The sequence below is a fragment of the Xanthomonas sp. F1 genome (assembly GCF_014199855.1).
Window position 1 is genome coordinate 238,077 of record NZ_JACHOK010000005.1, and the last position, 24,061, is coordinate 262,137.

Below are 24,061 nucleotides of genomic sequence, written 5' to 3' on the forward strand. Positions count from 1 at the left end.
CACCCCGTTTCTGCCAAGCATCGCCCTGTCTCGTAGGAGCGGCTTCAGCCGCGACGAGGCCTTGCCTGGAAGGCTGTCGCGGCTGAACGTGCGTGCCCTGTCGTGTTCGGCACGGGAGAGTCGCTACAGCTGCAGGCAAATAAGCTCGGACACTTCAGGATCCCCTGCGCTGCGCCACAGGTTTCGTGTGGCGAACGCGCATCCCGCGTCCGGGCACATCAGGACGATCTCGAACTCCGGCGGCACCTGCACCCAGCGGTGTGGTTCGCAGTCGTCGGTACGGAAGGACGCGACACTGGTCTGAACATGCCGCGGTTGCTCGCCGGTCGTCATCGTGGTGGCGGCCACCGACAGCATGCGACCGTCCCGGGTAACCGCGATGTTCCAGAAATTGGTGCCGAGATCGATCTCCGTCACCGACACATACGGCGGGTCCATGAAGCCGGCGGCCGCGGTCGGCGCTGCCCAGGAAACGCGGTTGCCTTCGACGATGCGGCCAGGTCCCAGCGAGAGCCAGAGGCGGCCCTGTCCATCCATCGCCGATTGGCAGATCGGCGGCGTCCTCGCGATGCGCTTGGGCGGCTGCGGCAGGCCCGGCTCCGCCAGCCAGAGGCTGCCTTCGGCCGCGACGGCCAGGAGCTTTCCATCGGGCGTGGCGTGCAGCTGCAGTTCCTCCGCCAGCGCCCTGCGCCGCACGGTGCCATCCGCCAGCGCGATGGCGCTGAGCTGTGCGGAGCGCACATTGGCCGCATGCACGTGGCCGCCCAGCGGCAGCAGGCGATCGATGTAACGCGGAATGCGTGAGGTCCATTTCTCCGACACACGCAGCGTGCCGGCATCGAGTCGGAACAGCTTGGTATCGGTGGCCACCAGCACGCTGCCCTCGGCGTCTCTGGCGAACGCCCGCGCCTGGTTGCCGAGGGCGACCGACGCCACGTCGGCGCCCGTCGCCATGGCCAGCGCGCGAACCCGCAGTGCCCCAAAGCTGACGCCCCAGCCATCCGCGACCAGCACCTGCCCGGTCTGGTCATCCACCCAGAGCCGGTGGGCGGCCACGCCGGGAACGGTGGTGCGCCAGAGAATCGTAGCGGCCTGTGGATGCGCGCTCGCGTGCGCAGGCGGGGATACGGCTGAATCATGTTGCGGACGCATCGATGCGCGGCCTCTTCGATCAAACGAGCGGGAATTCTTGCAAATCGCAGCTGAGCGCGACATGTTGCCAACGATGGCGGACGACGGCCGGACCATCGCGGCGCACCGTTCAATGGACGCTGCGCGAGAACCTGTGGACGCGCGCGAGCTGGCATGCGCATCAGGCGCGCGACTCGCAACCGCGCATTCGCTTGCAACGAAGCGCAGCGCGGACCCCAGCGACCGTGGGTCGAGGCGCGATGGCGCGTGGAACGGCACGAGGGAAAGCATGCGCGCAGCACATCGTGCCGGCGCACCGCGCATCCATCCCGATGGTTTTGAAAGACGCGTGGCGTTCCTGGCTGCTGCGCCAGAGAGACTCGGTTCTGCCGCGGCTGGCGCTCTCGGCCTCGCGGCGCGCCCACTGCGGCTCCTGGGAAAGCGCAGCCAGCGGGGGCCTTGCGGCACGACGACGCAAAGCCCACCTAGCGCGGCGCGTCCCGTCCGGTTCTGCCCGCCATCGCCTGCTGCAGGCGCCGGAACGGCGTGCGCAGTTGCCAGCGCGCCGACCACGGCAGGCGTGCCAAGGCCGCGTGCGCATCCAGCGCCGGCAGCACGCCGGTCCAGGCGAACACCACGTGGTTGTCCATGGCCGGTTCGTCCAGGCGCAGCACGCGGCCGCCGAACAGCGCGCGCAGATGCGCCAGGTGGCGGCGGGTGTCGGTGTCGTACAGGTTCACCGCCAGCACCCCGCCCGGCGCGAGCGCCGCATGGCAGTCTTCGTAGAAACCGCGGCTGAGCAACGCCGCCGGGATGCCGTCGGCGTCGTAGGCGTCGAGCAGCAGCAGGTCGTAGCGGTCGCGCCGTTGCGGCAGCAACCGCGCGCCGTCGCCGTGCACGGCTTCGAAGCGCGCGTCGTCGTCGGGGATGCGGAAGGCCGCGCGCAGGGCCAGCACGTCGGCGTCGGCCTCGATCGCCTCGATCCGCGCCTGCGGCAGGTGCCGATAGCAGAACTTGGCCTGGGAGCCGCCGCCGAGGCCGACGATGCCGATCCGCCGCGGGTCCGGGCGCAGCAACAGCGCGCCGAGCATGCTGCGGGTGTAGCCCACCTGCAGCACGTCCGGCCACCACGTGTACATGCGGCTCTGGGTCACCTCGCCCTTGAACTGCAGGCTGGTGTAGCGCCAGCCGTGGCGCACGTAGGGCCTCCCGGGACGCAGGTCGGCGGGCGCGCTCGCGTGTTGTCGCAGCAGGCGGCGCAGCGCAGCCCAGCGGCCGCCGCCGTGCGCCGCGCTCACGACTTGGCGATGTCGTTGGCGACCCCGTGCGGCACATGCCCGGCGGCGACGCGCTCGCGGGCGGCGCTGTCGATGTTGTGCTGCGAATCGTCGAAGAAGATGTCCGCGCCGAACGCCTGCAGGAACGGCCCCTTGTGGCGACCGCCGAGGAACAGCGCCTCGTCCAGGCGCACACCCCATTCGCGCAGCGTGCGGATCACCCGCTCATGGGCAGGCGCCGAGCGCGCGGTGACCAGCGCGGTGCGAATCGGCGAGGCCTCGCCGGCCGGGAACGCGGACTGCAGCGCGTGCAGCGCCGACAGGAAGTTGCGGAACGGCCCGCCGGTCAGCGGCTCGCGCGCGTTCTCGCGCTCGTAGCGGCCGAACGCCTCCACGCCCTGCTCGCGTGAGAAACGCTCGCCCTCGTCGCCGAAGATCACCGCATCGCCGTCGAAGGCGATGCGCAGTTGCGTTGACAGACGATCGGCATCGATCGCGCCGGCCGCCGCGGCCGCTTCCTGCGCATGCTCGCCGGGCGGCTTGGGCAGGATGGTCGCCGCGGCGATGCCGTGACTGAGCGCACGCCGCACCGACTCCGGGTTGGCGGAGAGGAACAGGTCGGTGCCGAACGGCTTGACGTAGGGCCAGGTCGCCTCGCCGGAGGTGAAGGTGGCGCGCACGATGCCCAGGCCGTAGTGCTGGATCGAATTGAAGATGCGCAGCCCGGTGTCGGCGGAATTGCGCGACAGCAGGATCACCTCCACCGGCGGCGTCTCCGGCGGCGTGCCCTGGTTCAGCGCCAGCAGCTTGCGCACCACCGGGAACGCCACCCCGGGCGCCAGCACATCGTCCTCGCGCTCGCGCTGGTAGGCGCTGTACGCCTCCACCCCGTCGCGCTCGAACAGGGCATGGCCCTCTTCCAGATCGAACAAGGCGCGCGAGGTGACCGCGACGGTGAGCAGACGGGGGGAGTTGTCGGACATTGGGCGGGGATTCGGCAGTGGGGATTGGGGATTGGCAAAAGCGGGCAAAGGGATCGGAGGGTGCACAGAGGAATCGGAGAAAGCGGTGCGCTGTTACGAATCCCCAATCCCCACTCCCAAATCCCCGCCCCTAAACCATAAATTGCTCGCTCAAGATCCGCTCCTCCAGATTGTGCTCGGGATCGAACAGCAGGGTGACCAGGCGGTCGCGGGATTCGCGGATGGTGACTTCGACCACGTCACGGGTCTCGTGCGAGTCGGCGGTGACGCTGACCGGGCGCTTGTACGGATCCAGCACGCGGAAGCGCACCTCGATGTCAGCCTTGAGGATCGCGCCGCGCCAGCGCCGCGGTCGGTACGGCGCGATCGGGGTCAGCGCCAGGGTGTGCGACCCCAGCGGCAGGATCGGTCCGTGCGCGGAGGAATTGTAGGCGGTGCTGCCGGCCGGGGTGGACACCAGCACGCCGTCGCAGATCAGTTCGTCGACGCGGGTCTGGCCGTTGAGATCGATACTCACGTGCGCGGCCTGGCGGGTCTGCCGCAGCAGCGAGACCTCGTTGTAGGCCAGCGAGCCGGTGGTGGCGCCGGATTCGGTCTGCGCCAGCATTTCCAGCGGCCGCAGCTTGGCCGGCTCGGCCAGGGCCAGCCGCGCGACCAGGTCGTCGTCGCGGAACTGGTTCATCAGGAAGCCGACCGTGCCCAGCTTCATGCCGAACACCGGCTTGCCCAGGCTGCCGTGGCGATGCAGGGTCTGCAGCATGAAGCCGTCGCCACCGAGCGCGCACAGCACGTCGGCGTCGGCCGGCTCGCAATCGCCGTAGCGCGCGACGAGTTGTTCGCGCGCCCGCTGCGACTCGGTGGCGACGCTAGCGAGGAAACAGATGCGGGGCGAGGACGGCATGGGCGCATTCATGTCGCCGATCATACCTGTCCGGCTATGAAGCCGGGATTCGGGAGTCGAGATTGGGGATTCGCAGAAGCGCGCCTGCCGCATCGGAGACCGGGCTACGAACGCGGCAAACACCGGTAAGGCCGAGATTCGGGATCTGGGATTCGGGATTGCTAAAAGCGGGCCGTCGCGTCGGGCGATGAGGATTCGCTTGGAATCCCCAATCCCGACTCCCCAATCTCGGCAATGGAGGAAAGCCCCCCTTTGTTAAGGGGGGCGCGGCGAAGCCGCGGGGGATAGGCAAGGCCGCCGTGCGGCGCCGCCGGTTTGCGTCGCAAACCGGCGGGTGAGGCCCGCACAGCGGGCCTGACCACGGGGCTACACCCCGTGCGCCGCCAGCTGGCCAAGCCGCTGCACCGCCACCGACACGGTCGGGTAGTCCAGCGTCTTCTGTGCCGCCAGTTCCTGCAGCATGCTCAGGGTGAAGCGCAGGCTGCTGTCGTCGCGCTGCAGCCAGTGCTGCACCTTGGCCTCGGCGGTGCCGCCCGGCAGGCTCAGCGCCTGGCCGGCCAACACACCATGGTGCTTGGCCAGTTCGTCGCGCAGCACGCCACGGGCCACCGCGTGCCAGCGGCCGTTGACCTCCAGCGCGTCGATCTGCTCGAACAGCCACGGCAACTGCAGCGCCTCGCCGAGGCGGAAGTGCACCTTCGACACCTCCACCGGCTTGAGCTTGCGGGTGCGCGCCATTTCGATGATGTCGAACGCCGGCTCCAGGAAGCGCAGTTCCGACAGCTGCTGGGCGAGTGCCGGCGGCAGGCCCTTGTCCTGCCACTCCTGCACCAGCGCTTCATAGCGCGGACGCTGCGAGTCGGGCAGCACGCCGGAGGCGACGCGGATGTCGTTGAACGGCTCGTAGTAGCGCTCCACCGCCGCGGTGATGCCCGGCATCGGTCCCGGGCGGAACAGCAGCCAGCGCACGAAGGCGCGCTGCAGCGTCCAGATCACCTCCAGCGCGTCGATCTGCACCGACTCGGGCACCTTGCCGTCCAGCGCATCGATCTGCGTCCACAGCGCGCGCGCGTCCAGCGTCTCGCGGCTGATGGTGTAGGCCTTGGCGACCTCGGCGATGCTGCGGCCGGTGTCCTCCTGCATGCGCATCAGGAAGGTGGCGCCCATGCGGTTGATGGTGGTGTTGGTGACCGCGGTGGCGATGATCTCGCGCTTGAGGCGGTGCCGCTCCATCGCATCGGCGTACTTCTTCTGCAGCGGCTGCGGGAAGTAGCGCTGCAGCTCCTTGGACAGGTACGGGTCCTCGGGGATGTCCGATTCCAGCAGTTGCTGGAACGCCACCAGCTTGGAGTAGGACAGCAGCACCGCCAGCTCCGGCCGGGTCAGGCCCTGGCCACGCGCCTTGCGCGCGGAGATCTCCGCGTCCGAGGGCAGGTATTCGATCTGCCGGTCGAGCAGGCCCTGCGCTTCCAGGGTACGGATGAAGTGCTGCTTGGAGCCCAGGCGCTTGACGCTCATCCGCTCCATCAGGCTCAGCGCCTGGTTCTGGCGGATGTTGTCCCACAGCACCAGCTCGGCCACTTCGTCGGTCATCGACGCCAGCAGCTTGTTGCGCGCCTCCAGGGTCAGCTTCTTGGCCTGCACCACGTCGTTGAGCAGGATCTTGATGTTGACCTCGTGGTCGGACGTATCCACGCCGGCCGAGTTGTCGATGAAGTCGGTGTTGAGCAGCACGCCGACCTGCGCGGCCTCGATGCGGCCGAGCTGGGTCAGGCCGAGGTTGCCGCCCTCGCCCACGACCTTGCAGCGCAGCTCGCCGCCGTTGACGCGCAGGCCGTTGTTGGCGCGGTCGCCCACGTCGCCATGGGTCTCGCTGGCGGCCTTGACGTAGGTGCCGATGCCGCCGTTCCAGAACAGGTCCACCGGCGCCTTGAGGATGGCGTTCATCAGGTCGTTCGGCGAGAGCTGCTTGACGCCCGGCTCCAGGCCCAGCGCCTCGCGTACCGGCGCGCTGATCTCGATCGACTTGAGCGTGCGCGGGTAGATGCCGCCGCCGGCGCTGATCAGCTTGGCGTCGTAGTCGGCCCAGCTGGAGCGCGGCAGCTTGAACAGGCGCTCGCGCTCGGCGAAGGACGCCGCCGCGTCCGGGTTCGGGTCGAGGAAGATGTGGCGGTGGTCGAACGCGGCCAGCAGGCGGATGTGGCGCGACAACAGCATGCCGTTGCCGAACACGTCGCCGGACATGTCGCCGATGCCCACGCAGGTGAAGTCCTCGCTCTGGCAATCGCGGCCCAGCGCGCGGAAGTGGCGCTTGACCGACTCCCAGGCGCCGCGCGCGGTGATGCCCATGCCCTTGTGGTCGTAGCCGACCGAGCCGCCGGAGGCGAACGCATCGCCCAGCCAGAAGCCGTGGTCCAGCGCCAGACCATTGGCGATGTCGGAGAAGGTGGCCGTGCCCTTGTCGGCGGCGACCACTAGGTACGGATCGTCCTGGTCGTGGCGCACCACCTGCGGCGGCGGCACGATCTTGCCGCCGACGATGTTGTCGGTGATGTCCAGCAGGCCCTGGATGAACAGCTTGTAGCAGGCGATGCCTTCGGCCAGCACCGCATCGCGGTCGCCGCCGACCGGCGGGCGCTTGCAGAAGAAGCCGCCCTTGGCGCCGACCGGCACGATCACCGTGTTCTTGACCATCTGTGCCTTGACCAGGCCCAGCACCTCGGTGCGGAAGTCCTCGCGCCGGTCGGACCAGCGCAGGCCGCCGCGCGCCACCGCGCCGAAGCGCAGGTGCACGCCTTCCACGCGCGGGCCGTACACGAAGATCTCGCGGTACGGACGCGGCTTGGGCAGGTCCGGCACCTTGGCCGAATCCAGCTTGAAGCTGATGCAGTGGCCCAGCCCGCCATCGGCGTTGCGCTGGTAGTGACTGGTGCGCAAGGTCGCCTCGATCACGCCCTTGAAGCTGCGCAGGATGCGGTCCTCGTCGAGGCTGGCGACCTGGTCGAACAGCTTCAGCAGTGCGGCCGAGACCGCCTCCAGCTGTGCCTCTCGATTGCCGCTGCGCGCATCGATCACCGGTTGCAGCGCCTTCAGCGCGGCTTCGTCGCCATTGGCCAGCAGGCGCAACTGCGCCGCCAGCGCGGCCTGTCCCTCGGCGATCTGCGCCTTGCTCTCGCTGCCGGTGGCCGGGTCGAAGCGCGCCTCGAACAGTTCCACCAGCAAGCGCGCCAGCAACGGATAGCGGTTGCAGGTCTCTTCCACGTAGGCCTGCGAGAACGGCACGCCGGTCTGCAGCAGGTACTTGCAGTAGCCGCGCAGCACCGCGACCTGGCGCCAACTCAGGCTGGCGCCGACGATCAGGCGGTTGAAGCCGTCGTTCTCGGCATCGCCGCGCCAGATCCGCACGAACGCCTCGCACAGCGGCGCGTCGGCGGCTTCCACGTCGATGCTGCCGGCCAGCGGCTCGACCTCGAAGTCCTGGATCGACAGCGCGGTGCCGTCGACCACCAGCCGGTACGGACGCTCGGAGATCACCCGCAGGCCCAGGTTCTCCATCATCGGCAGCACGTCGGAGAGCGGCAGGTCGTCGTGCTGGCGGTACAGCTTCAGGCGCAGGCTGTCGGCGCCGTCACGGCGCAGCGCCTGCAAGCTCAGGTGCAGGTCTTCCGGGCCGCGCAGCGCGGCCAGGCGCTCGACATCGCGCGCGGCGATCTGCGCGGTCGACTCCTCGATGTAGCCGGCCGGCAGCGCGCGGCCGTAGCCGGCGGCCAGGCGCAGGCCATCGCGCTCGCCGCAGCTGGCGACCAGCGCCTCGCGCAGGTCGTCGTGCCAGTTGCGCAGCAGGTGCGCCAGGCGCGATTCCAGCTCGGTGGTGTCGAACTCCAGCGCCTCGCCCGGCTTCGGCCGCACGATCATGTGCAACTGCGCCAGCGGCGATTCGCCCAGGACCACGTTGGAATCGATGTACTCGCCGTGCAGCGCGTCCTTCAGCAACGCCTCGATGCGCAGGCGCACGTCGGTGTTGAAGCGCTCGCGCGGGATGTACACCAGCGCGGAAATGAAACGGCCGTACTTGTCGCGGCGCAGGAACAGGCGGCTGCGCACCCGCTCCTGCAGGCCGAGGATGCCCATCGCGTTGCGGTACAGCTCTTCCTCGTTGGACTGGAACAATTCCTCGCGCGGCAGCGTCTCCAGGATGTGGCGCAACGCCTTGCCGCTGTGGCTGCTCGGGGTCAGCTCGGACTTGCGCATGACGGAGTCGAAGCGCTCGCGCACCAGCGGGATCTCCCACGGGCGGCGGTTGTAGGCGCTGGAGGTGAACAGGCCGAGGAAGCGTTGCTCGGCGATGATGCGGCCCTTGGCGTCGAACTCCAGCACGCCGATGTAGTCCATGTAGCCGCTGCGGTGCACCCGCGAGCGCGCATTGGTCTTGGTCAGGATCAGCGCCTCCTTGGTGCCGGACTCGCTGAGGCCGTGTGCGGCCAGCGTGCGCACCGGCCGCGCCGGCGACTTGTCCTGCCCGCGCAGCAGGCCCAGGCCGCTGTCCTCCAGCGGCGCCAGCACGTCTTCGCCGCCCTGCTTCTCCACGCGGTATTCGCGGTAGCCGAAGAAGGTGAAGTGGTCGGCGGCGGCCCAGCGCAGGAATTCCTGCGCCTCGCGCCGGCCCTTGTCGTCCACCGGCAGGCGCCGCGTGGTCAGGTCGTCGGCGAGCGCCAGCATCTTCTCGCGCATGCTGCCCCAGTCGCGCACGATGTTGCGCACCTCGCCGAGGATGCGCCGGATCGCCGCTTCCACCTGCGCCATGTCTTCCGGCGGCTGGCGGTCGATCTCCAGCGCCATCAGCGATTCCGCCTTGCCCTCGCCCACGTGCTCCAGCGTGCCGCTCTTGTCGCGCTGCATGCGCAGCACCGGATGGCCCAGCACGTGCACGCCGATGCCCAGCTCCGCCAGCGCCATGCTCACCGAATCGACCAGGAATGGCATGTCGTCGTTGACGATCTGCAGCACCGTGTGCGACGACTCCCAGCCGTCCTCCTTCAAACTCGGGTTGAAGACCCGCACGTTGACCGTGCCCGGCTTGCGCTTGCGCGCGAACTCCAGCATCGACGCGGCCAGCGCCGCCCATTCCTGCGCGCTGTGGTGGGGGAACTCGTCCTCCTCCATGCGCTTGTAGAACTCCTCGGCGAAGGTCTGCGCCTCCTCCTGGCGCGCGGCCGGGTAGCGCTTGCGCAGCGCCGCGAACACCGACGCCATGCTGAACCCGCTGGCGACGGGCGCCGCGTCGATCACCTTGGCGGTCGCCGGCACGGTCGCGGCCAGCTTGGGCGGCGTCGCGGCCTTGCGCGGGGCGGCCGGCTTGGCCGGCGCCTTGGCCTTGGCAGGCGCCTTCGCAGGTGCCTTGGCCGACTTGGCGGCGGACGCGGTCGCGGACTTGGTGGTGGCGGCCGAAGATTTGGAACGGGAAGCGGCGTGTTTGGGTTTCATGACGGAGAGCAGCAACGATGCTCGATGGGAAAGGCGGAATTGTACCGGTGCTCCGTTCAACTACCTTGCTGCATCGCAAACCGACCGCGTGGCGGAGACGACACGCCAGATCGCGCAAAGCGACCGCAACACCATCATCACGCGGCGGTCACCATGCTTTTCCGGGCACGTTGTTGTCAGCAAGAACACCGCTGTGTCAAGGCTGTTCTAATTCTAAACTGGACGGTATAGTCCACAATCGATGAGCACCCCCCTCGCCTCTGCCGCACAGCGCCAGGCGCGCGACCAGCGCGTGTACGCTGCCGTGCGCGAACTGCTGGCCGAGGCAGGCATGGGCCTGAGCATGGACGCCGTGGCGGCCCGTGCCGGCTGTTCCAAGCAGACCCTGTACAGCCGCTACCGCAGCAAGCAGGGCCTGCTGCAGCGGGCGATGCAGGATCACCTCGATCTGGCCACCGCACACCTGGAGCCGGTACAGGACGACTTGCGTGGCGGCCTGCTGCGTTTCGCCTGCGAGTACCTGGAACAGCTGTCGGAACCGCGCGTGCTGCAGAGTTGCCAGATGATCGCCGCCGAGTCGCGGCATTTCCCCGAAGAAGCACGCGCCCTGTTCCGCGACAGTGCCGGTGCATTGATGCAGCGCCTGAGCGAGCGCCTGCGCGGCGCCACGGCGCGCGGCCAGCTCCGGCATGACGATCCGCACTTCATGGCCGAGTTGCTGTTGAGCATGATCGTCGGCATGGATTTCGAGCGTCAGCGCTTCCACAGCGCGCACCGCGGCGACGCTGCCGCGCAGCGCGCCTGGGCCGAGTTCGCCGTGGACGGCTTTTTGCGCGCGTTCGCCGCCGCCCCTTCCCTTCCTTCTACATAACCAGACCGGAGTACCACCCGATGACCTCCCCGTTGCGTTCTCTCGCCCTGGCCTGCGCCGTCGTGGTGGTGTTGGCGTCCTGCAAGAAACAGGAGCAGCAGCAGGCCATGCCGCCGCCGGAAGTCGGCGTGCTGCAGGCGCAGCCGCAGACCGTGCCGCTTGAGCGCGAACTGGTCGGCCGCCTGTCCGCGTTCCGCAGCGCCGATGTGCGCGCCCGCGTCCCCGGCGTGCTGGAAAAGCGCCTGTACACCGAAGGCACCGACGTCAAGGAAGGCCAGCCGCTGTTCCAGATCGACCCGGCGCCGCTGCGTGCGACCCTGGCCTCGGCGCAGGGCCAGCTGGCCGCGGCCGAAGCCACCTACGCCAACGCCAAGGCCGCCGCCGCCCGCGCGCGCAGCCTGGCGCCGCAGGCCTACGTGTCCAAGTCCGACCTGGACAACGCCGAGGCCACCGAACGCAGCTCCGCCGCGTCGGTGCAGCAGGCCCGTGCGGCGGTCGAAACCGCGCGCATCAACCTCGGCTATGCCACCGTCACCGCGCCGATCGCCGGCCGCGCCGGCAAGCAGCAGGTCACCGAGGGCGCGCTGGTCGGCCAGGGCGACAGCACGCTGCTGACCACGATCGACCAGCTGGATCCGCTGTACGTCAACTTCTCGATGAGTTCCGACGAACTGGCGCAGCTGCGCCAGGCGCAGACCGAAGGCAACGTCGCCCTCAACGCCGAGGACAAGTCCACCGTGCAGATCAAGCTCGGCGACGGCAGCAGCTACGCGCATGCCGGCACCCTGGACTTCTCCGGCGCGGCGGTCGACCCGAGCACCGGCTCGGTGACCCTGCGCGCGCTGCTGCCCAATCCGGACCGGGTGCTGCTGCCCGGCGCCTTCGTCAGCTTCTCGGCCAACCTGGGCCAGCGCAAGGACGTATACCTGATCCCGCAGGCCGCGGTGCTGCGCGACGCCAAGGGCGCCTATGCGCTGGTCGTCGGCAAGGACAGCAAGGTGGTACGCAAGGATCTGACCACGGTCGGCCAGCAGGGCGACAAGTGGATCGTCAGCGGCGGCCTGCAGAGCGGCGACCAGGTCGTGGTCAGCGGCCTGCCCAAGGTCAAGGAAGGCGCACCGGCCGTGGCCAAGCCGTGGGATCCGAACGCCGCCGCCCAGGGCCAGGGCCCGGGTGCCGGCGCGGCGCCCGGCCAGGGCGCGCAGGGCGCTGCGGCGCCGGCCAAGGGCGCCGCCCCGGCGCAGGGCGCAGCGCACGGCGACACGCCGGACGCCGCCTCGCATTCCGACCAGCCGAAGCAGTAACGGACTCCCCCCATGCCTAAGTTCTTCATCGAACACCCGGTCTTCGCCTGGGTGGTGGCGATCCTGATCTCGCTCAGCGGCGTGATCGCCATCCTCAATCTCGGCGTCGAGTCGTATCCCTCGATCGCCCCGCCCCAGGTCACCGTCACCGCTACCTATCCCGGCGCCAGCGCCAGCACCACCGAACGTTCGGTCACCCAGGTGATCGAGCAGCAGCTGACCGGCATCGACCACCTGCTGTACTTCAGCTCGTCGTCGTCCTCCAGCGGCAGCGCCACCATCACCCTGACCTTCGAGACCGGCACCGACGCGGACATCGCCCAGGTGCAGGTGCAGAACAAGGTGTCGCTGGCCACGCCGCGCCTGCCCTCGGAAGTGACCGCGCAGGGCGTGGTGGTGGCCAAGGCCAACGCCGGCTTCCTCAGCGTGATCGCGCTGCGTTCGGACAACCCGTCGATCGACCGCGACGCGCTCAACGACATCGTCGGTTCGCGCGTGCTGGAGCAGATCTCGCGCGTGCCCGGCGTCGGCAGCACCCAGCAGTTCGGTGCCGAGTACGCCATGGACATCTGGCTCAACCCGGAGAAGCTGCAGGGTTACCACATGTCCGCCAACGACGTGTACACCGCAATCCGCGCGCAGAACGTGCAGTTCGCTGCCGGTTCGCTGGGTTCGGATCCGGCGCCGCAGGGCCAGTCGTTCACCGCCACGGTCAGCGCCGAGGGCCGCTTCACCTCGCCCGAGCAGTTCGAGAACATCATCCTGCGCGCCGACGGCAACGGCACCGTGGTGCGGCTGAAGGACGTGGCCCGGGTCGCGTTCGGCCCGACCAACTTCGGCTTCGACACGCAGTACAACGGCAAGCCGACCGGTGCCTTCGCCATCCAGCTACTGCCGGGCGCCAATGCGCTGAACGTGTCCGCGGCGGTCAAGGCCAAGATGGACGAGCTGCAGCCCAGCTTCCCGCAGGGCGTCACCTGGTTCACGCCGTACGAGAGCACCACCTTCGTCAAGATCTCGATCGAGGAAGTGGTCAAGACCCTGGCCGAGGCGATCGTGCTGGTGTTCCTGGTGATGCTGGTGTTCCTGCAGAACTTCCGCGCCACCATCATCCCCACCCTGGTCATCCCGGTGGCGTTGCTGGGCACCTTCCTGGGCATGTGGGCGATCGGCTTCACCATCAACCAGCTGACCCTGTTCGCGATGGTGCTGGCGATCGGCATCGTGGTCGACGACGCGATCGTGGTGATCGAGAACGTCGAACGCATCATGTCCGAGGAGCACCTGGCGCCGAAGGCGGCCACGCACAAGGCGATGACCCAGATCACCGGCGCGGTGGTGGCGATCACCGTGGTGCTGGCGGCGGTGTTCATTCCTTCGGCGATGCAGCCGGGCGCGGCTGGCGCGATCTACAAGCAGTTCGCGATCACCATCGCCATGTCGATGGCGTTCTCGGCGTTCCTGGCGCTGAGCTTCACCCCGGCGCTGTGTGCGGCGTTCCTCAAGCCCACCCACAACGACAACCCGAACTGGGTCTACCGCACTTTCAACAAGTACTACGACAAGCTGTCGCACCGCTACGTCGGCGCGGTGGGCAACACCATCCGCCGCGCGCCGCGCTGGATGGCGGTGTTCGCGCTGCTGGTGGTGCTGTGCGGCTTCCTGTTCACGCGCATGCCGGGCAGCTTCCTGCCGGAAGAGGACCAGGGCTTCGCGCTGGCGATCGTGCAGCTGCCGCCGGGTGCGACCAAGGCCCGCACCAACGAGGTGTTCGCGCAGATGCGTGGCGTGCTGCAGCAGCAGAAGGCGGTCGAAGGCATGCTGCAGGTGGCCGGCTTCAGCTTCCTGGGCCGCGGCGAGAACGTGGGCATGGGCTTCATCCGGCTCAAGCCCTGGGACGAGCGCGACATCGCCGCAGGCGACCTGATCCAGCAGTTGAACGGGATGTTCTACGGGATCAAGGATGCGCAGATCTTCGTGGTCAACCTGCCCACGGTGAACGGCCTGGGCCAGTTCGGCGGCTTCGACATGTGGCTGCAGGACCGCAGCGGCCAGGGCGAGGAAGCCCTGCTGCAGGCGCGCAACATCGTGCTCGGCAAGGCCGCGCAGCGCCAGGACGCCCTGGCCGGCGTGCGTCCGAACGGGCTGGAGAACTCACCGCAGCTGCAGCTGAAGGTGGACCGCGTGCAGGCGCAGTCGATGGGCCTGTCGGTCAGCGACATCTACCAGTCGATCCAGCTGATGCTGGCGCCGGTGTACGTCAACGACTTCTTCTACGAAGGCCGCATCAAGCGCGTCAACATGCAGGCCGATGCGCCGTTCCGCACCGGTCCGGAGTCGCTGCGCAACTTCTACGTACCCAGCAGTACGTCCACCGACAGCAGCGGCCTGCCGCAGATGATCCCGTTGAGCACGGTGGTGAGCTCGGACTGGATCTACAGCTCGCCGTCGCTGAGCCGCTACAACGGTTACTCGGCGGTCAACATCGTCGGTAACCCGGCGCCGGGCGGCAGCTCCGGCCAGGCGATGAGCGCGATGGAGGACATCGTCAACAACGACCTGCCGCCGGGCTTCGGCTTCGACTGGAGCGGCATGTCGTACCAGGAAATCATCGCCGGCAACACCGCCACGCTGCTGTTGGTGCTGTCGATCGTGGTGGTGTTCCTGTGCCTGGCGGCGTTGTACGAGAGCTGGTCGATCCCGGTGTCGGTGCTGCTGGTGGTGCCGATCGGCGTGCTCGGCGCGGTGGCGTTCTCGCTGCTGCGTGGCCTGCCCAACGACATCTACTTCAAGATCGGCCTGATCACGGTGATCGGCCTGGCCGCCAAGAACGCGATCCTGATCGTCGAGTTCGCGGTGGAGCAGCGGGCGATGGGCAAGACCCTGCGCGAGGCCGCGGCCGAGGCGGCGCACCTGCGCTTCCGCCCGATCCTGATGACCTCGTTCGCGTTCATCCTCGGCGTGCTGCCGATGGCGATCTCCACCGGCGCCGGCGCCAACGCCCGCCACGCCATCGGTACCGGCGTGATCGGCGGCATGCTGTTCGCCACCGTGCTGGGCGTGCTGTTCATCCCGCTGTTCTTCGTGATGGTGCGGCGAATGCTCGGCGACAAGCTGGACGAGCCGTCGAAGGAGTTCACGCAGATGCAGGAAGCCGGACTGGCGCGGCATCAGCCGGATCGGTGAGGGGCTGGGAGTGGGGATTCGGGAGTTGAGATTCGCAAGGCGAGTCTCGCTCCCGGTCCTGATGCCTCTCTGTAGAAACAAACAAAAAGCGGCCGCAAGGCCGCTTTTTGTTGTCCGGTAACGTGGTCGGGAAGCGCCGCCCAGAACCCGACGCAGAGTTGAGGGTTCCTTGTGGGAGGGACTTCAGTCCCGACGCATTGCAGCCAAACGCCACTCATTCTTTTCCCACACAAAGGCAACTAAGCGGCCGCATCTCCTGATCCCTCAGCCGATCCGGGAACCCGCCAATCCCCAATCCCGACTCCCAACTCCTGACCTTAGGGACTTCAGTCCCGATGCACTGCAGCCAGAACCCGCTCATTCCTTTTGCCACCCAAAGAAAAAGCGGCCCTGCAGCCGCCTCTTCTTAAATCATCAGCCGATTCAGGAACGGGCAAATCCCCAATCCCGACTCCCAGGCCTTTCAGCAGCCGAATGGCTGATCATCCCGGCCTCAACGCAATCCCGTCTCATTGCGCGCGATCACCAAGCGCTGGATCTCACTGGTACCCTCATAGATCTCGGTGATCTTCGCATCGCGGAAGTAGCGCTCCAGCGGCATCTCCTTGGAGTAGCCCATGCCGCCGTGGATCTGCACCGCCTGATGGGTGATCCACATCGCCGCCTCTGAGGCGGTGAGCTTGGCCACCGAGGCCTCGGTGGTGAAGCGCTGGCCCTGCCCCTTCAGCCAGGCCGCGCGCAAGGTCAGCAGCAGCGCCGCGTCCAGCTTGCACTTCATGTCGGCGATCTTGGCCTGGGTCATCTGGAACGCGCCGATCGGCGAGCCGAACGCCTTGCGCTCCTTCACGTACTCCAGGGTGGCTTCGTAGGCGGCGCGGGCCAGGCCGATCGCCTGCGAGGCGATGCCGATGCGGCCGGCGTCGAGCACGCTCATCGCGATCTTGAAGCCTTCGCCCGCCGTGCCCAGCACCTCGTCGGCGCTGGCCACGTAGTCCTGGAACTCGATCTCGCAGGTGGCCGAGGCGCGGATGCCCAGCTTGGGCTCGGTCTTGCCGCGGTGGAAGCCGGGCTTGTCGGTATCCACGACGAAGGCGGTGATGCCGCGCGCGCCCTTGTCCGGCTCGCTCATCGCGAACAGCACGATGTACTTGGCGACCGGGCCGGAGGTGATCCAGCTCTTCTTGCCGTTGATGACGAAGCTGCCGTCGTCCTGGCGCACCGCGCGGCACCGCATCGCGGTGGCGTCGGAACCGGACTGCGGCTCGGTCAGCGCGAAGGCGCCGATCTCGCGGCCTTCGGCGATGGCGCGTACGTACTTCTGCTTCTGCTCCTCGTTGCCGTTCTTGAGGATGCCGGCGCAGAACAGCGAGTTGTTGACCGACATGATGGTGGAGTGCGCCGCATCGCCGGCGGCGATCTCGACCATCGCCAGCACGTAGGCGACCGGGTCCATGCCGGCGCCACCGTATTCGGCCGGCACCTCGATGCCCATCAGCCCGTTCTCGCCCAGCAGGCGGATGTTCTCCAGCGGGAATTCGCCGGCACGGTCGTGGTGCTCGGCGCTGGGGGCGATCCGCTCCTGGGCGATGCGCCGCGCCACGTCCTGGATCATCAATTGCTCTTCGGTAAAGCTGAAATCCACGTCGAACCCCTCCCGGGCGTATTGGTCCGGCCATTGTAGCCGCGCCGACCATACGCCGGCGTGTGCAACTTGACCGCAACCGCCGCGCGGACCAAAATATCTCTATATCGCGATAGGAAGATATTTATGGATCTGGAGGACTGGTCGTCCCGGCTGAAGGTCTTCGCCGACGCCACCCGCGTGCGCCTGCTGGCGCTGCTGGAACAGGAGGAACTGACCGTGGCCGAGCTGTCGGCGATCACCCGCCTGGCGCAGCCGCGGGTCTCGACCCACCTGGCCAAGCTCAAGGAGGCCGGGCTGGTGCGCGACCGCCGTGCCGGCGTCTCGGCCTATTATCGCTTCGACGAGACCCTGCTGGACCCGGCCCAGCGTGCGCTGTGGCTGGCGCTGAGCACCGGCAGCGACGACCCGCTGCTGCGCCAGGACGCCGAGCGCGTGGCCGCGGTGCTGGCCAACCGCGCCGCCGACCAGAACTGGGCCGACTCGGTGGCCGGCGACATGGAACGCCACTACTCCCCCGGCCGTACCTGGGAAGCGCTGGCGCGCACCGCGCTGCCGCTGCTGGAGACCGGCGACGTGCTCGACATCGCCTCCGGCGACGGCGTGCTCGCCGAACTGGTGGCGCCGCACGCGCGCCGCTATGTCTGCATCGACACCAGCGCACGGGTGGTGGCCGCGGCCAGCGAGCGCCTGCGCCGGCTCGGCAACGTGGAAGTGCGCGAGGGCGACATGCACGCCCTGCCCTTCGCCGACGCCAGCTTCGACCTGGTGGTGATGATGCACGCACTGACCTATGCGACCAAGCCGGCGCAGGCGGTGTGCGAATCGGCGCGGGTGCTGCGCCCGGGTGGGCGCCTGCTGCTGTGCAGCCTGGCGCGCCACGAACACAAGGCCGCGGTCCAGGCCTACGGCCACGTCAACCTCGGCTTCGCCGCCAAGGAACTGCGCAAGTTCGTCGGCAAGGCCGGGCTCGAGGTCTCCAGCCTGGAAACCGTGACCCGCGAGAAGCGCCCGCCGCACTTCGAAGTGATTTCGTTGATTGCTGGGAAGCCGGGAGAGCCGGGACCGGGGACCCGGGACCCGGGACCCGATAAAGCCACGGCAAAAGCAGGAGAAGGTTCATGAGCGACGTCGCTTCTCCCCGGGACCCGGGTCCCGGGTCCCGGGTCCCGGGCCTGCCCTGGCTAAACCCGCAGCGCACGCAGAAACTGCTGCAGGCCCTGTCCGAACGCATCCTGATCATCGATGGGGCGATGGGCACGATGATCCAGCGCCATGGGCTGCAGGAGGCCGATTACCGCGGCGAGCGCTTCGCCGAGGGCTACGACGCGCAGGCCGGGCACGTGCATGGCCCCGTCTGCGACCACGCACCGCAGGGCCACGACCTGAAGGGCAACAACGACCTGTTGCTGCTGACCCGGCCGGAGGTGATCGCCGAGATCCACCGGGCCTATCTCGACGCCGGCGCCGACCTGCTCGAGACCAACACCTTCAACGCGACGTCGATCAGCCAGGCCGACTACCACCTGGAACACCTGGTCTACGAACTCAACAAGGCCGGCGCGCAGGTCGCACGCGCCTGCTGCGACGCGGTCGAGGCGCTGACGCCGGGCAAGCCGCGGTTCGTGATCGGGGTGCTCGGCCCGACCAGCCGCACCGCCTCGATCAGCCCGGACGTCAACGATCCCGGCTTCCGCAACACCAGCTTCGACGAGTTGCGCGCCACCTACCGCGAGGCGATCGACGGCCTGATCGACGGCGGCGCCGACACGCTGATGGTCGAGACCATCTTCGACACGCTCAACGCCAAGGCCGCGCTGTATGCGATCGAAGAGGTGTTCGACGCGCGCGGTGGGCGCCTGCCGGTGATGATCTCCGGCACCATCACCGACGCCTCCGGCCGCACCCTGTCCGGGCAGACCGCCGAAGCGTTCTACGCCTCGGTCGCGCACGGGCGGCCGCTGTCGGTGGGGCTGAACTGCGCGCTCGGCGCCAAGGACCTGCGTCCGCACGTGGAAACCCTGGCGCGGATCGCCGACGGCTACGTCAGTGCGCATCCCAACGCCGGCCTGCCCAATGCCTTCGGCGAGTACGACGAGACGCCCGAGGAAATGGCGGCCACGCTGCGCGAGTTCGCCGAGTCCGGGCTGCTGAACCTGGTCGGCGGTTGCTGCGGCACCACCCCGGCGCACATCCGCGCCATCGCCGAGGCGGTGCGCGGCTTGCCGCCGCGCGTGCCGCTGGCAGCGTCGGCGCAGGCCGCCTGATGTCCGCCGCGCGCATGCACGCCGTCCCCGCCCGCGCATTGCTGCGCCGGCTCGGTGCCGCCTGCGTGCGCGTCGGCACCTCCCCGTTTTCGGAACACTGACGCATGTCCTCCGCCCGCCACACCCGCCTGTCCGGCCTGGAGCCGTTGCTGCTGACCCCGGACCTGCTGTTCGTCAACGTCGGCGAGCGCACCAACGTCACCGGCAGCGCGCAGTTCCGCAAGCTGATCAAGGAAGAGCGCTACGAGGAAGCGGTGGAGGTGGCGCGCCAGCAAGTCGCCAACGGCGCGCAGATCCTCGACGTCAACATGGACGAGGGCCTGATCGACTCGGAAAAGGCGATGGTGCGCTTTCTCAACCTGATCATGTCCGAGCCGGACATCGCGCGCATCCCGGTGATGGTCGACTCCTCCAAGTGGAGCGTGATCGAGGCCGGGCTGAAGTGCCTGCAGGGCAAGAGCGTGGTCAACTCGATCTCGCTCAAGGAGGGCGAGGCGCCGTTCGTCGAACACGCGCGCAAGGTGCTGCGCTACGGCGCCGCGGCGGTGGTGATGGCTTTCGACGAGGTCGGCCAGGCCGACACCTGCGCGCGCAAGGTGGAGATCTGCACCCGCGCCTACCGCATCCTCACCGAGCAGGTCGGGTTCCCGCCGGAAGACATCATCTTCGATCCGAACATCTTCGCCGTGGCCACCGGCATCGAGGAACACGACAACTACGCGGTCGATTTCATCGAGGCCACCCGCGAGATCAAGCGCACCCTGCCGCACTGCCACGTCTCCGGCGGCGTGTCCAACGTGTCGTTTTCGTTCCGTGGCAACGAGACCGTGCGCCAGGCGATCCATTCGGTGTTCCTGTACCACGCCATCGCCGCGGGCATGGACATGGGCATCGTCAACGCCGGCGGCATGCCGATCTACGACGAGTTGGATGCGGAACTGCGCGAGCGCGTGGAGGACGTGATCCTCAACCGCCGCCGCGACGCCACCGAACGCCTGCTGGAGATCGCCGAGCGTTACAAAAAGGCGGGGAATCGGGATTCGGGAATCGGGAATCGCGAGAAGCTGGCGTGGCGCGAGAAGACGGTGCGCGAGCGGTTGAGCCATGCGTTGGTGCATGGCATCGACGAGTTCGTCGAGGTCGATACGGAAGAGGCGCGGCAGCAGTCGGCGCGGCCGCTGGACGTGATCGAAGGCCCGCTGATGGACGGCATGAACGTGGTCGGCGACCTGTTCGGCGCCGGCAAGATGTTCCTGCCGCAGGTGGTGAAATCGGCGCGGGTGATGAAGAAGGCGGTGGCCTACCTGCTGCCCTACATCGAGGCGGAGAAGCTGCGCAGCGGCGACACCGGCAAGTCCAACGGCAAGATCGTCATGGCCACGGTCAAGGGCGACGTGCACGACATCGGCAAGAACATCGTCGGCGTGGTCCTGGCCTGCAACAACTTCGACGTGATCGACCTGGGGGTGATGGTGCCGACCCAGACCATCCTCGACCGCGCCCGCGCCGAGAACGCCGACATCATCGGCCTGTCCGGGCTGATCACCCCGTCGCTGGAAGAGATGACCCACGTCGCCCGCGAGATGCAGCGCCAGGGCTTCTCGATGCCGCTGCTGATCGGCGGCGCCACCACCTCGCGCGCACATACCGCGTTGAAGATCGACCCGCACTATGCGGCGCCGACGGTCTGGGTCAAGGACGCCTCGCGCGCGGTGGGCGTGGCGCAGTCGCTGATCTCGCGCGAACTGCGCGCGGCCTTCGTCGCCGCCAACGACGCCGACTACGCCGAGATCCGCCAGCGCCACAAGAACCGCGGCGACGCCAAGCGCCTGGTGTCGCTGACGCACGCGCGCGGGCAGCGCTTCGACGGCGGCTGGGATGCCTACACCCCGCCGGCGCCCAGGCAGCCCGGCCTGCACGTGCTCGACGACTACCCGCTGGACGACCTGGTCCCGCTGATCGACTGGACCCCGTTCTTCCAGGCCTGGGAACTGGCCGGCAAGTTCCCGGCGATCCTCACCGACGCGATCGTCGGCCAGCAGGCCAGCGAGCTGTACCAGGACGCGCGGGCGATGCTGCAGCAGATCGTCGCCGAGAAATGGCTGACCGCCAAGGCCGTGTTCGGGCTGTGGCCGGCGCAGTCGGTCGGGGATGACGTGGAGGTGGTGGTTGAGGCTCGGGACCGGGGACCCGGGACCCGGGACCCGCAACAGCAAGAAGCTGCCGACACCCCTGGATTTGCTTCCCCCGGGTCCCGGGTCCCGGGTCCCGAACCCCGGCACCTCCTGCATTTTTTGCGCCAACAGGTCGACAAGCCCGCCGAGCGCCCGGACTTCTGCCTGGCCGACTTCATCGCGCCGCGCGACAGCGGCAAGCAGGACTGGATCGGTGCGTTCGCGGTCACCGCCGGCATCGGTATCGAGCCGCACGTGGCGCGCTTCGAGGCGGCGCACGACGACTACAACGCGATCCTGCTCAAGGCCCTGGCCGATCGCCTGGCCGAGGCGCTGGCCGAGCGCCTGCACCAGCGCGTGCGCACCGAGTTCTGGGGCTATGCCGACGACGAGGCGCTGGACAACGAGGCGCTGATCGCCGAACGCTACCGGGGCGTCCGGCCCGCGCCCGGCTATCCGGCCTGCCCCGATCACAGCGAGAAGCAGACCCTGTTCGCGCTGCTCGATGCCGGTCGCAATGCCGGCATGTCGCTGACCGAGAGCTTCGCGATGCTGCCGACCGCCGCGGTGTCCGGCTACTACTTCAGCCACCCGCAGAGCCAGTACTTCGTGGTCGGCCGCCTGGGCAAGGACCAGCTCGCCGACTACGCGCGGCGCAAGGGCGTCCCGCTGCAACAGGCCGAGCGCTGGCTGGCTTCGAACCTGGACTACGATCCGGAATGAGCCGGGGCCGGTCGCCGGTGCGCGCACCATCGCCTGCATCGGCACTCCCCACCCGCCTTCGAGCCCATCGCCGATGCCCATGCCCACCCCGTCCCCGCTGAAGATCGTGGTCACCGGCAGTGCCGGCCGGGTCGGCCGCGCGATCCACATCCGGCTCTCCCGCGAGCACCGCGTCAGCGGCTTCGACCGCACGCCCTGCTCCACCGCCGACTGGGTTGGCGATCTCGACGATGCCGCGCTGCTGGCGCGGGCGCTGCAGGGCGCGGACGCGGTAATCCACACCGCCGCGCTGCACGCCCCGCACGTCGCGCATGTGCCGGCGGCGCGCTTCCGCCAGGTCAATGTCGACGGCACGCGCCGCGTCCTGGATGCCGCCGCCGCGGCCGGCGTGCACCGCATCGTGTTCACCAGCACCACCGCGTTGTACGGCAGCGCCGCCACGCCCGACGGCAGCGCCGGCTGGGTCGACGAGACGCTGACGCCGCAGCCGCAGACCATCTACCACCACACCAAGCTGGAGGCCGAGGCGCTGCTGCGCGCCGCCGCGGACCAGGGCGGGCCGAGCGTGCGCATCCTGCGCATGTCGCGCTGCTTCCCGGAGCCAGTCAACGTGATGGCGGCGTTCCGCCTGCATCGCGGCATCGACGCGCGCGACGTCGCCGAGGCCCATGCCGCGGCGTTGCGGCATGCCGGGCCGGCGAATGCCACGTTCGTGATTTCCGGCGCCCCCCCGTTCCTGCGCGAGGATTGCGCCGACCTGCACAACGCGGCAGCGACGGTCCTGCAACGACGCGCGCCGGACCTGGTGGCGGCGTTCCAGCAACGCGGCTGGGCACTGCCGGACCGGATCGACCGGGTCTACCCGGCGCAGCAAGCGATGCAGGGACTGGACTGGCGACCTCGCTACGGTTTCGAGGAGGTGCTGGCGCAGTACGACCAGCACGTCCCGGAGGTCCTGCCGCCCGCCGACGGCGAGGCCGCGCGCGAGTGAGCGTGCGGCGGTAGGGGCGAAAATCTCGCGCACACAGCTCCGCGAGACGCTTCGCGCCGACCCTCACCCCAACCCCTCTCCCGACGGGAGAGGGGCATGCGCACCACCGCTGTTCCCTTCTCCCCTCGGGAGAAGGTGCCCCGAAGGGGCGGATGAGGGTACGGCCACAGCCACGTCCGCCCGAACACCACGAGACGCTTCGCGTCGACCCTCGCCCACAACCCCTCTCCGGACGGGAGAGGGGCTTGGCGCCTCAGCGCAGCAACACCGAAATGCCGAGGCCGCCCTGCCAGTCAGGGGTCTGCGCCGACAGGCCGCGCAGGACCGACAGATCCAGTTGCACGCGGTTGGCGAACAGCCAGGTGACGCCGCTTCCGAGCGCGCGCATCTCGTCCTCGCCACCGCCGATGCCAGCCTCGACGTAGGCGCTCAGCGTGTCGCCGGCGTAGAAGGTGTAGCTCGGCGAGACGCTCCAGCCGGAGCCGTCCTCGCTGTCGCTGAGGTTGCCGTACAGCGCCAGGCTACGGCCCTCGGGCAGGTCCCAGCCGGCGCTCACGCCCAGGTCGTAGCGATGGCCGGCATCGCCGTACGGCGCACGCCCGACCGGCAGGCTGGCGCTGCCGAGCAGCGACCAGGTGAAGCCGTCGCTGGCGCTGGGCAACGCCTGCTTCAGGCCGATACTGGCATCGCCACCACTGTGCCCGCGCCGGTCCTGGCCGCCGCCACGCACGTGTTGCCACACCTGGCTGTCGATCGCCAGTTGCACCTCGGTGCGGGCGCTCAGGCCGAAGCGCAGCCGGCTGTTGGCGACGTATTCGGTGCTGCGCACATCGCCGTCGCGGTCGTAGCTGCCATCGAAGAACGCCTGCTCCCAGGCCAGTTGGCCGCGCTGCAGGGTGGTCGAGGCGAAACCGATACCGGGCCGGTCGAACGCCGGCGCGTCCTCGGCGCAGGCCACGCCGGCGCTGCCGGCATTGGCGGCCAGCAGCAGCGCCCCGCGCAGCAGCGTATCGGCGCGGCGGCGCAACTGCCGCCGGCCGCCATGGCGGGTGGCGATGGACGACGGCGACAACCGCGGCGCGACGAAATGCAGAACGGGCATGCGCGAACTCCTTGCGATGCGGGAG

14 protein-coding genes are annotated in these 24,061 nt (G+C 68.8%); 7 read left to right on the forward strand and 7 right to left on the reverse strand.

The window, feature by feature from the left end; genetic code table 11:
* Positions 1-123: 123 nt before the first annotated feature.
* The 5 genes from GGR71_RS13645 to GGR71_RS13665 form a co-directional block, all read right to left on the reverse strand.
* Positions 124-1,152, reverse strand: coding sequence for a YncE family protein (locus GGR71_RS13645; protein ID WP_160960290.1), 1,029 nt, complete (start codon positions 1,150-1,152; stop codon positions 124-126).
* A gap of 464 nt (positions 1,153-1,616) precedes the next feature.
* Positions 1,617-2,429 carry a fused MFS/spermidine synthase gene (locus GGR71_RS13650; protein WP_160960293.1) on the reverse strand — a complete coding sequence of 271 codons (813 nt, stop codon included), beginning with the start codon at positions 2,427-2,429 and terminating at the stop codon, positions 1,617-1,619.
* A complete protein-coding gene (locus GGR71_RS13655) occupies positions 2,426-3,391 on the reverse strand; it encodes a 5'-nucleotidase (protein WP_160960296.1) in 966 nt (321 codons plus the stop codon). The genes GGR71_RS13650 and GGR71_RS13655 overlap by 4 nt, the downstream gene beginning before the upstream one ends.
* Positions 3,392-3,521: 130 nt before the next feature.
* Positions 3,522-4,292: an NAD kinase gene (locus tag GGR71_RS13660; RefSeq protein ID WP_184452039.1), complete on the reverse strand. Its 771-nt coding sequence runs from the start codon at positions 4,290-4,292 to the stop codon at positions 3,522-3,524.
* Positions 4,293-4,658: 366 nt separating this feature from the next.
* Positions 4,659-9,545 carry an NAD-glutamate dehydrogenase gene (locus GGR71_RS13665; RefSeq protein ID WP_343160822.1) on the reverse strand — a complete coding sequence of 1,629 codons (4,887 nt, stop codon included), beginning with the start codon at positions 9,543-9,545 and terminating at the stop codon, positions 4,659-4,661.
* Between the two features lie 472 nt (positions 9,546-10,017).
* Between GGR71_RS13665 and GGR71_RS13670 the strand changes: the two genes are divergently transcribed.
* The 3 genes from GGR71_RS13670 to GGR71_RS13680 are packed head-to-tail and all read left to right on the forward strand — an operon-like array spanning position 10,018 to position 15,137.
* Positions 10,018-10,647, forward strand: coding sequence for a TetR/AcrR family transcriptional regulator (locus tag GGR71_RS13670; RefSeq protein WP_160960305.1), 630 nt, complete (start codon positions 10,018-10,020; stop codon positions 10,645-10,647).
* 20 nt (positions 10,648-10,667) lie between these two features.
* On the forward strand, positions 10,668-11,951 hold the full coding sequence (locus GGR71_RS13675) for an efflux RND transporter periplasmic adaptor subunit (RefSeq protein ID WP_160960308.1): 1,284 nt from the start codon (positions 10,668-10,670) through the stop codon (positions 11,949-11,951).
* Positions 11,952-11,963: 12 nt separating this feature from the next.
* A complete protein-coding gene (locus GGR71_RS13680) occupies positions 11,964-15,137 on the forward strand; it encodes a multidrug efflux RND transporter permease subunit (protein ID WP_160960311.1) in 3,174 nt (1,057 codons plus the stop codon).
* A 493-nt stretch (positions 15,138-15,630) separates the two neighbouring features.
* On the opposite strand, the gene GGR71_RS13685 is transcribed toward GGR71_RS13680, so the two are convergent.
* A complete protein-coding gene (locus GGR71_RS13685) occupies positions 15,631-16,779 on the reverse strand; it encodes an acyl-CoA dehydrogenase family protein (RefSeq protein WP_160960313.1) in 1,149 nt (382 codons plus the stop codon).
* A 126-nt stretch (positions 16,780-16,905) separates the two neighbouring features.
* Between GGR71_RS13685 and GGR71_RS13690 the strand changes: the two genes are divergently transcribed.
* From GGR71_RS13690 to GGR71_RS13705, 4 genes are all read left to right on the forward strand, one after another.
* Positions 16,906-17,904 carry a metalloregulator ArsR/SmtB family transcription factor gene (locus tag GGR71_RS13690; RefSeq protein WP_184452041.1) on the forward strand — a complete coding sequence of 333 codons (999 nt, stop codon included), beginning with the start codon at positions 16,906-16,908 and terminating at the stop codon, positions 17,902-17,904.
* Positions 17,901-19,046: a homocysteine S-methyltransferase family protein gene (locus GGR71_RS13695; RefSeq protein ID WP_160960319.1), complete on the forward strand. Its 1,146-nt coding sequence runs from the start codon at positions 17,901-17,903 to the stop codon at positions 19,044-19,046. Before GGR71_RS13690 ends, GGR71_RS13695 begins: the two co-directional genes overlap by 4 nt.
* Before the next feature lie 104 nt (positions 19,047-19,150).
* The gene (gene metH, locus GGR71_RS13700; RefSeq protein WP_184452044.1) at positions 19,151-21,943 is read left to right on the forward strand and encodes a methionine synthase; all 2,793 of its coding nucleotides are present in this window, start codon (positions 19,151-19,153) and stop codon (positions 21,941-21,943) included.
* 79 nt (positions 21,944-22,022) lie between these two features.
* Positions 22,023-22,934 carry an NAD-dependent epimerase/dehydratase family protein gene (locus tag GGR71_RS13705; protein WP_456362623.1) on the forward strand — a complete coding sequence of 304 codons (912 nt, stop codon included), beginning with the start codon at positions 22,023-22,025 and terminating at the stop codon, positions 22,932-22,934.
* A 253-nt stretch (positions 22,935-23,187) separates the two neighbouring features.
* On the opposite strand, the gene GGR71_RS13710 is transcribed toward GGR71_RS13705, so the two are convergent.
* Positions 23,188-24,036, reverse strand: coding sequence for a transporter (locus tag GGR71_RS13710; protein ID WP_456362624.1), 849 nt, complete (start codon positions 24,034-24,036; stop codon positions 23,188-23,190).
* Positions 24,037-24,061 lie beyond the last annotated feature (25 nt).

Coding starts and splice junctions, on each gene's coding strand:
- GGR71_RS13680 (WP_160960311.1), top strand. CDS start 11,964: ATGCCTAAGTTCTTCATCGAACACCCGGTCTTCGCCTGGGTGGTGGCG.
- GGR71_RS13665 (WP_343160822.1), bottom strand. CDS start 9,545: ATGGCGTCGGTGTTCGCGGCGCTGCGCAAGCGCTACCCGGCCGCGCGC.
- GGR71_RS13695 (WP_160960319.1), top strand. CDS start 17,901: ATGAGCGACGTCGCTTCTCCCCGGGACCCGGGTCCCGGGTCCCGGGTC.
- metH (WP_184452044.1), top strand. CDS start 19,151: ATGTCCTCCGCCCGCCACACCCGCCTGTCCGGCCTGGAGCCGTTGCTG.
- GGR71_RS13710 (WP_456362624.1), bottom strand. CDS start 24,036: ATGCCCGTTCTGCATTTCGTCGCGCCGCGGTTGTCGCCGTCGTCCATC.
- GGR71_RS13675 (WP_160960308.1), top strand. CDS start 10,668: ATGACCTCCCCGTTGCGTTCTCTCGCCCTGGCCTGCGCCGTCGTGGTG.
- GGR71_RS13705 (WP_456362623.1), top strand. CDS start 22,023: ATGCCCACCCCGTCCCCGCTGAAGATCGTGGTCACCGGCAGTGCCGGC.
- GGR71_RS13690 (WP_184452041.1), top strand. CDS start 16,906: ATGGATCTGGAGGACTGGTCGTCCCGGCTGAAGGTCTTCGCCGACGCC.
- GGR71_RS13645 (WP_160960290.1), bottom strand. CDS start 1,152: ATGCGTCCGCAACATGATTCAGCCGTATCCCCGCCTGCGCACGCGAGC.
- GGR71_RS13670 (WP_160960305.1), top strand. CDS start 10,018: ATGAGCACCCCCCTCGCCTCTGCCGCACAGCGCCAGGCGCGCGACCAG.
- GGR71_RS13655 (WP_160960296.1), bottom strand. CDS start 3,391: ATGTCCGACAACTCCCCCCGTCTGCTCACCGTCGCGGTCACCTCGCGC.
- GGR71_RS13660 (WP_184452039.1), bottom strand. CDS start 4,292: ATGCCGTCCTCGCCCCGCATCTGTTTCCTCGCTAGCGTCGCCACCGAG.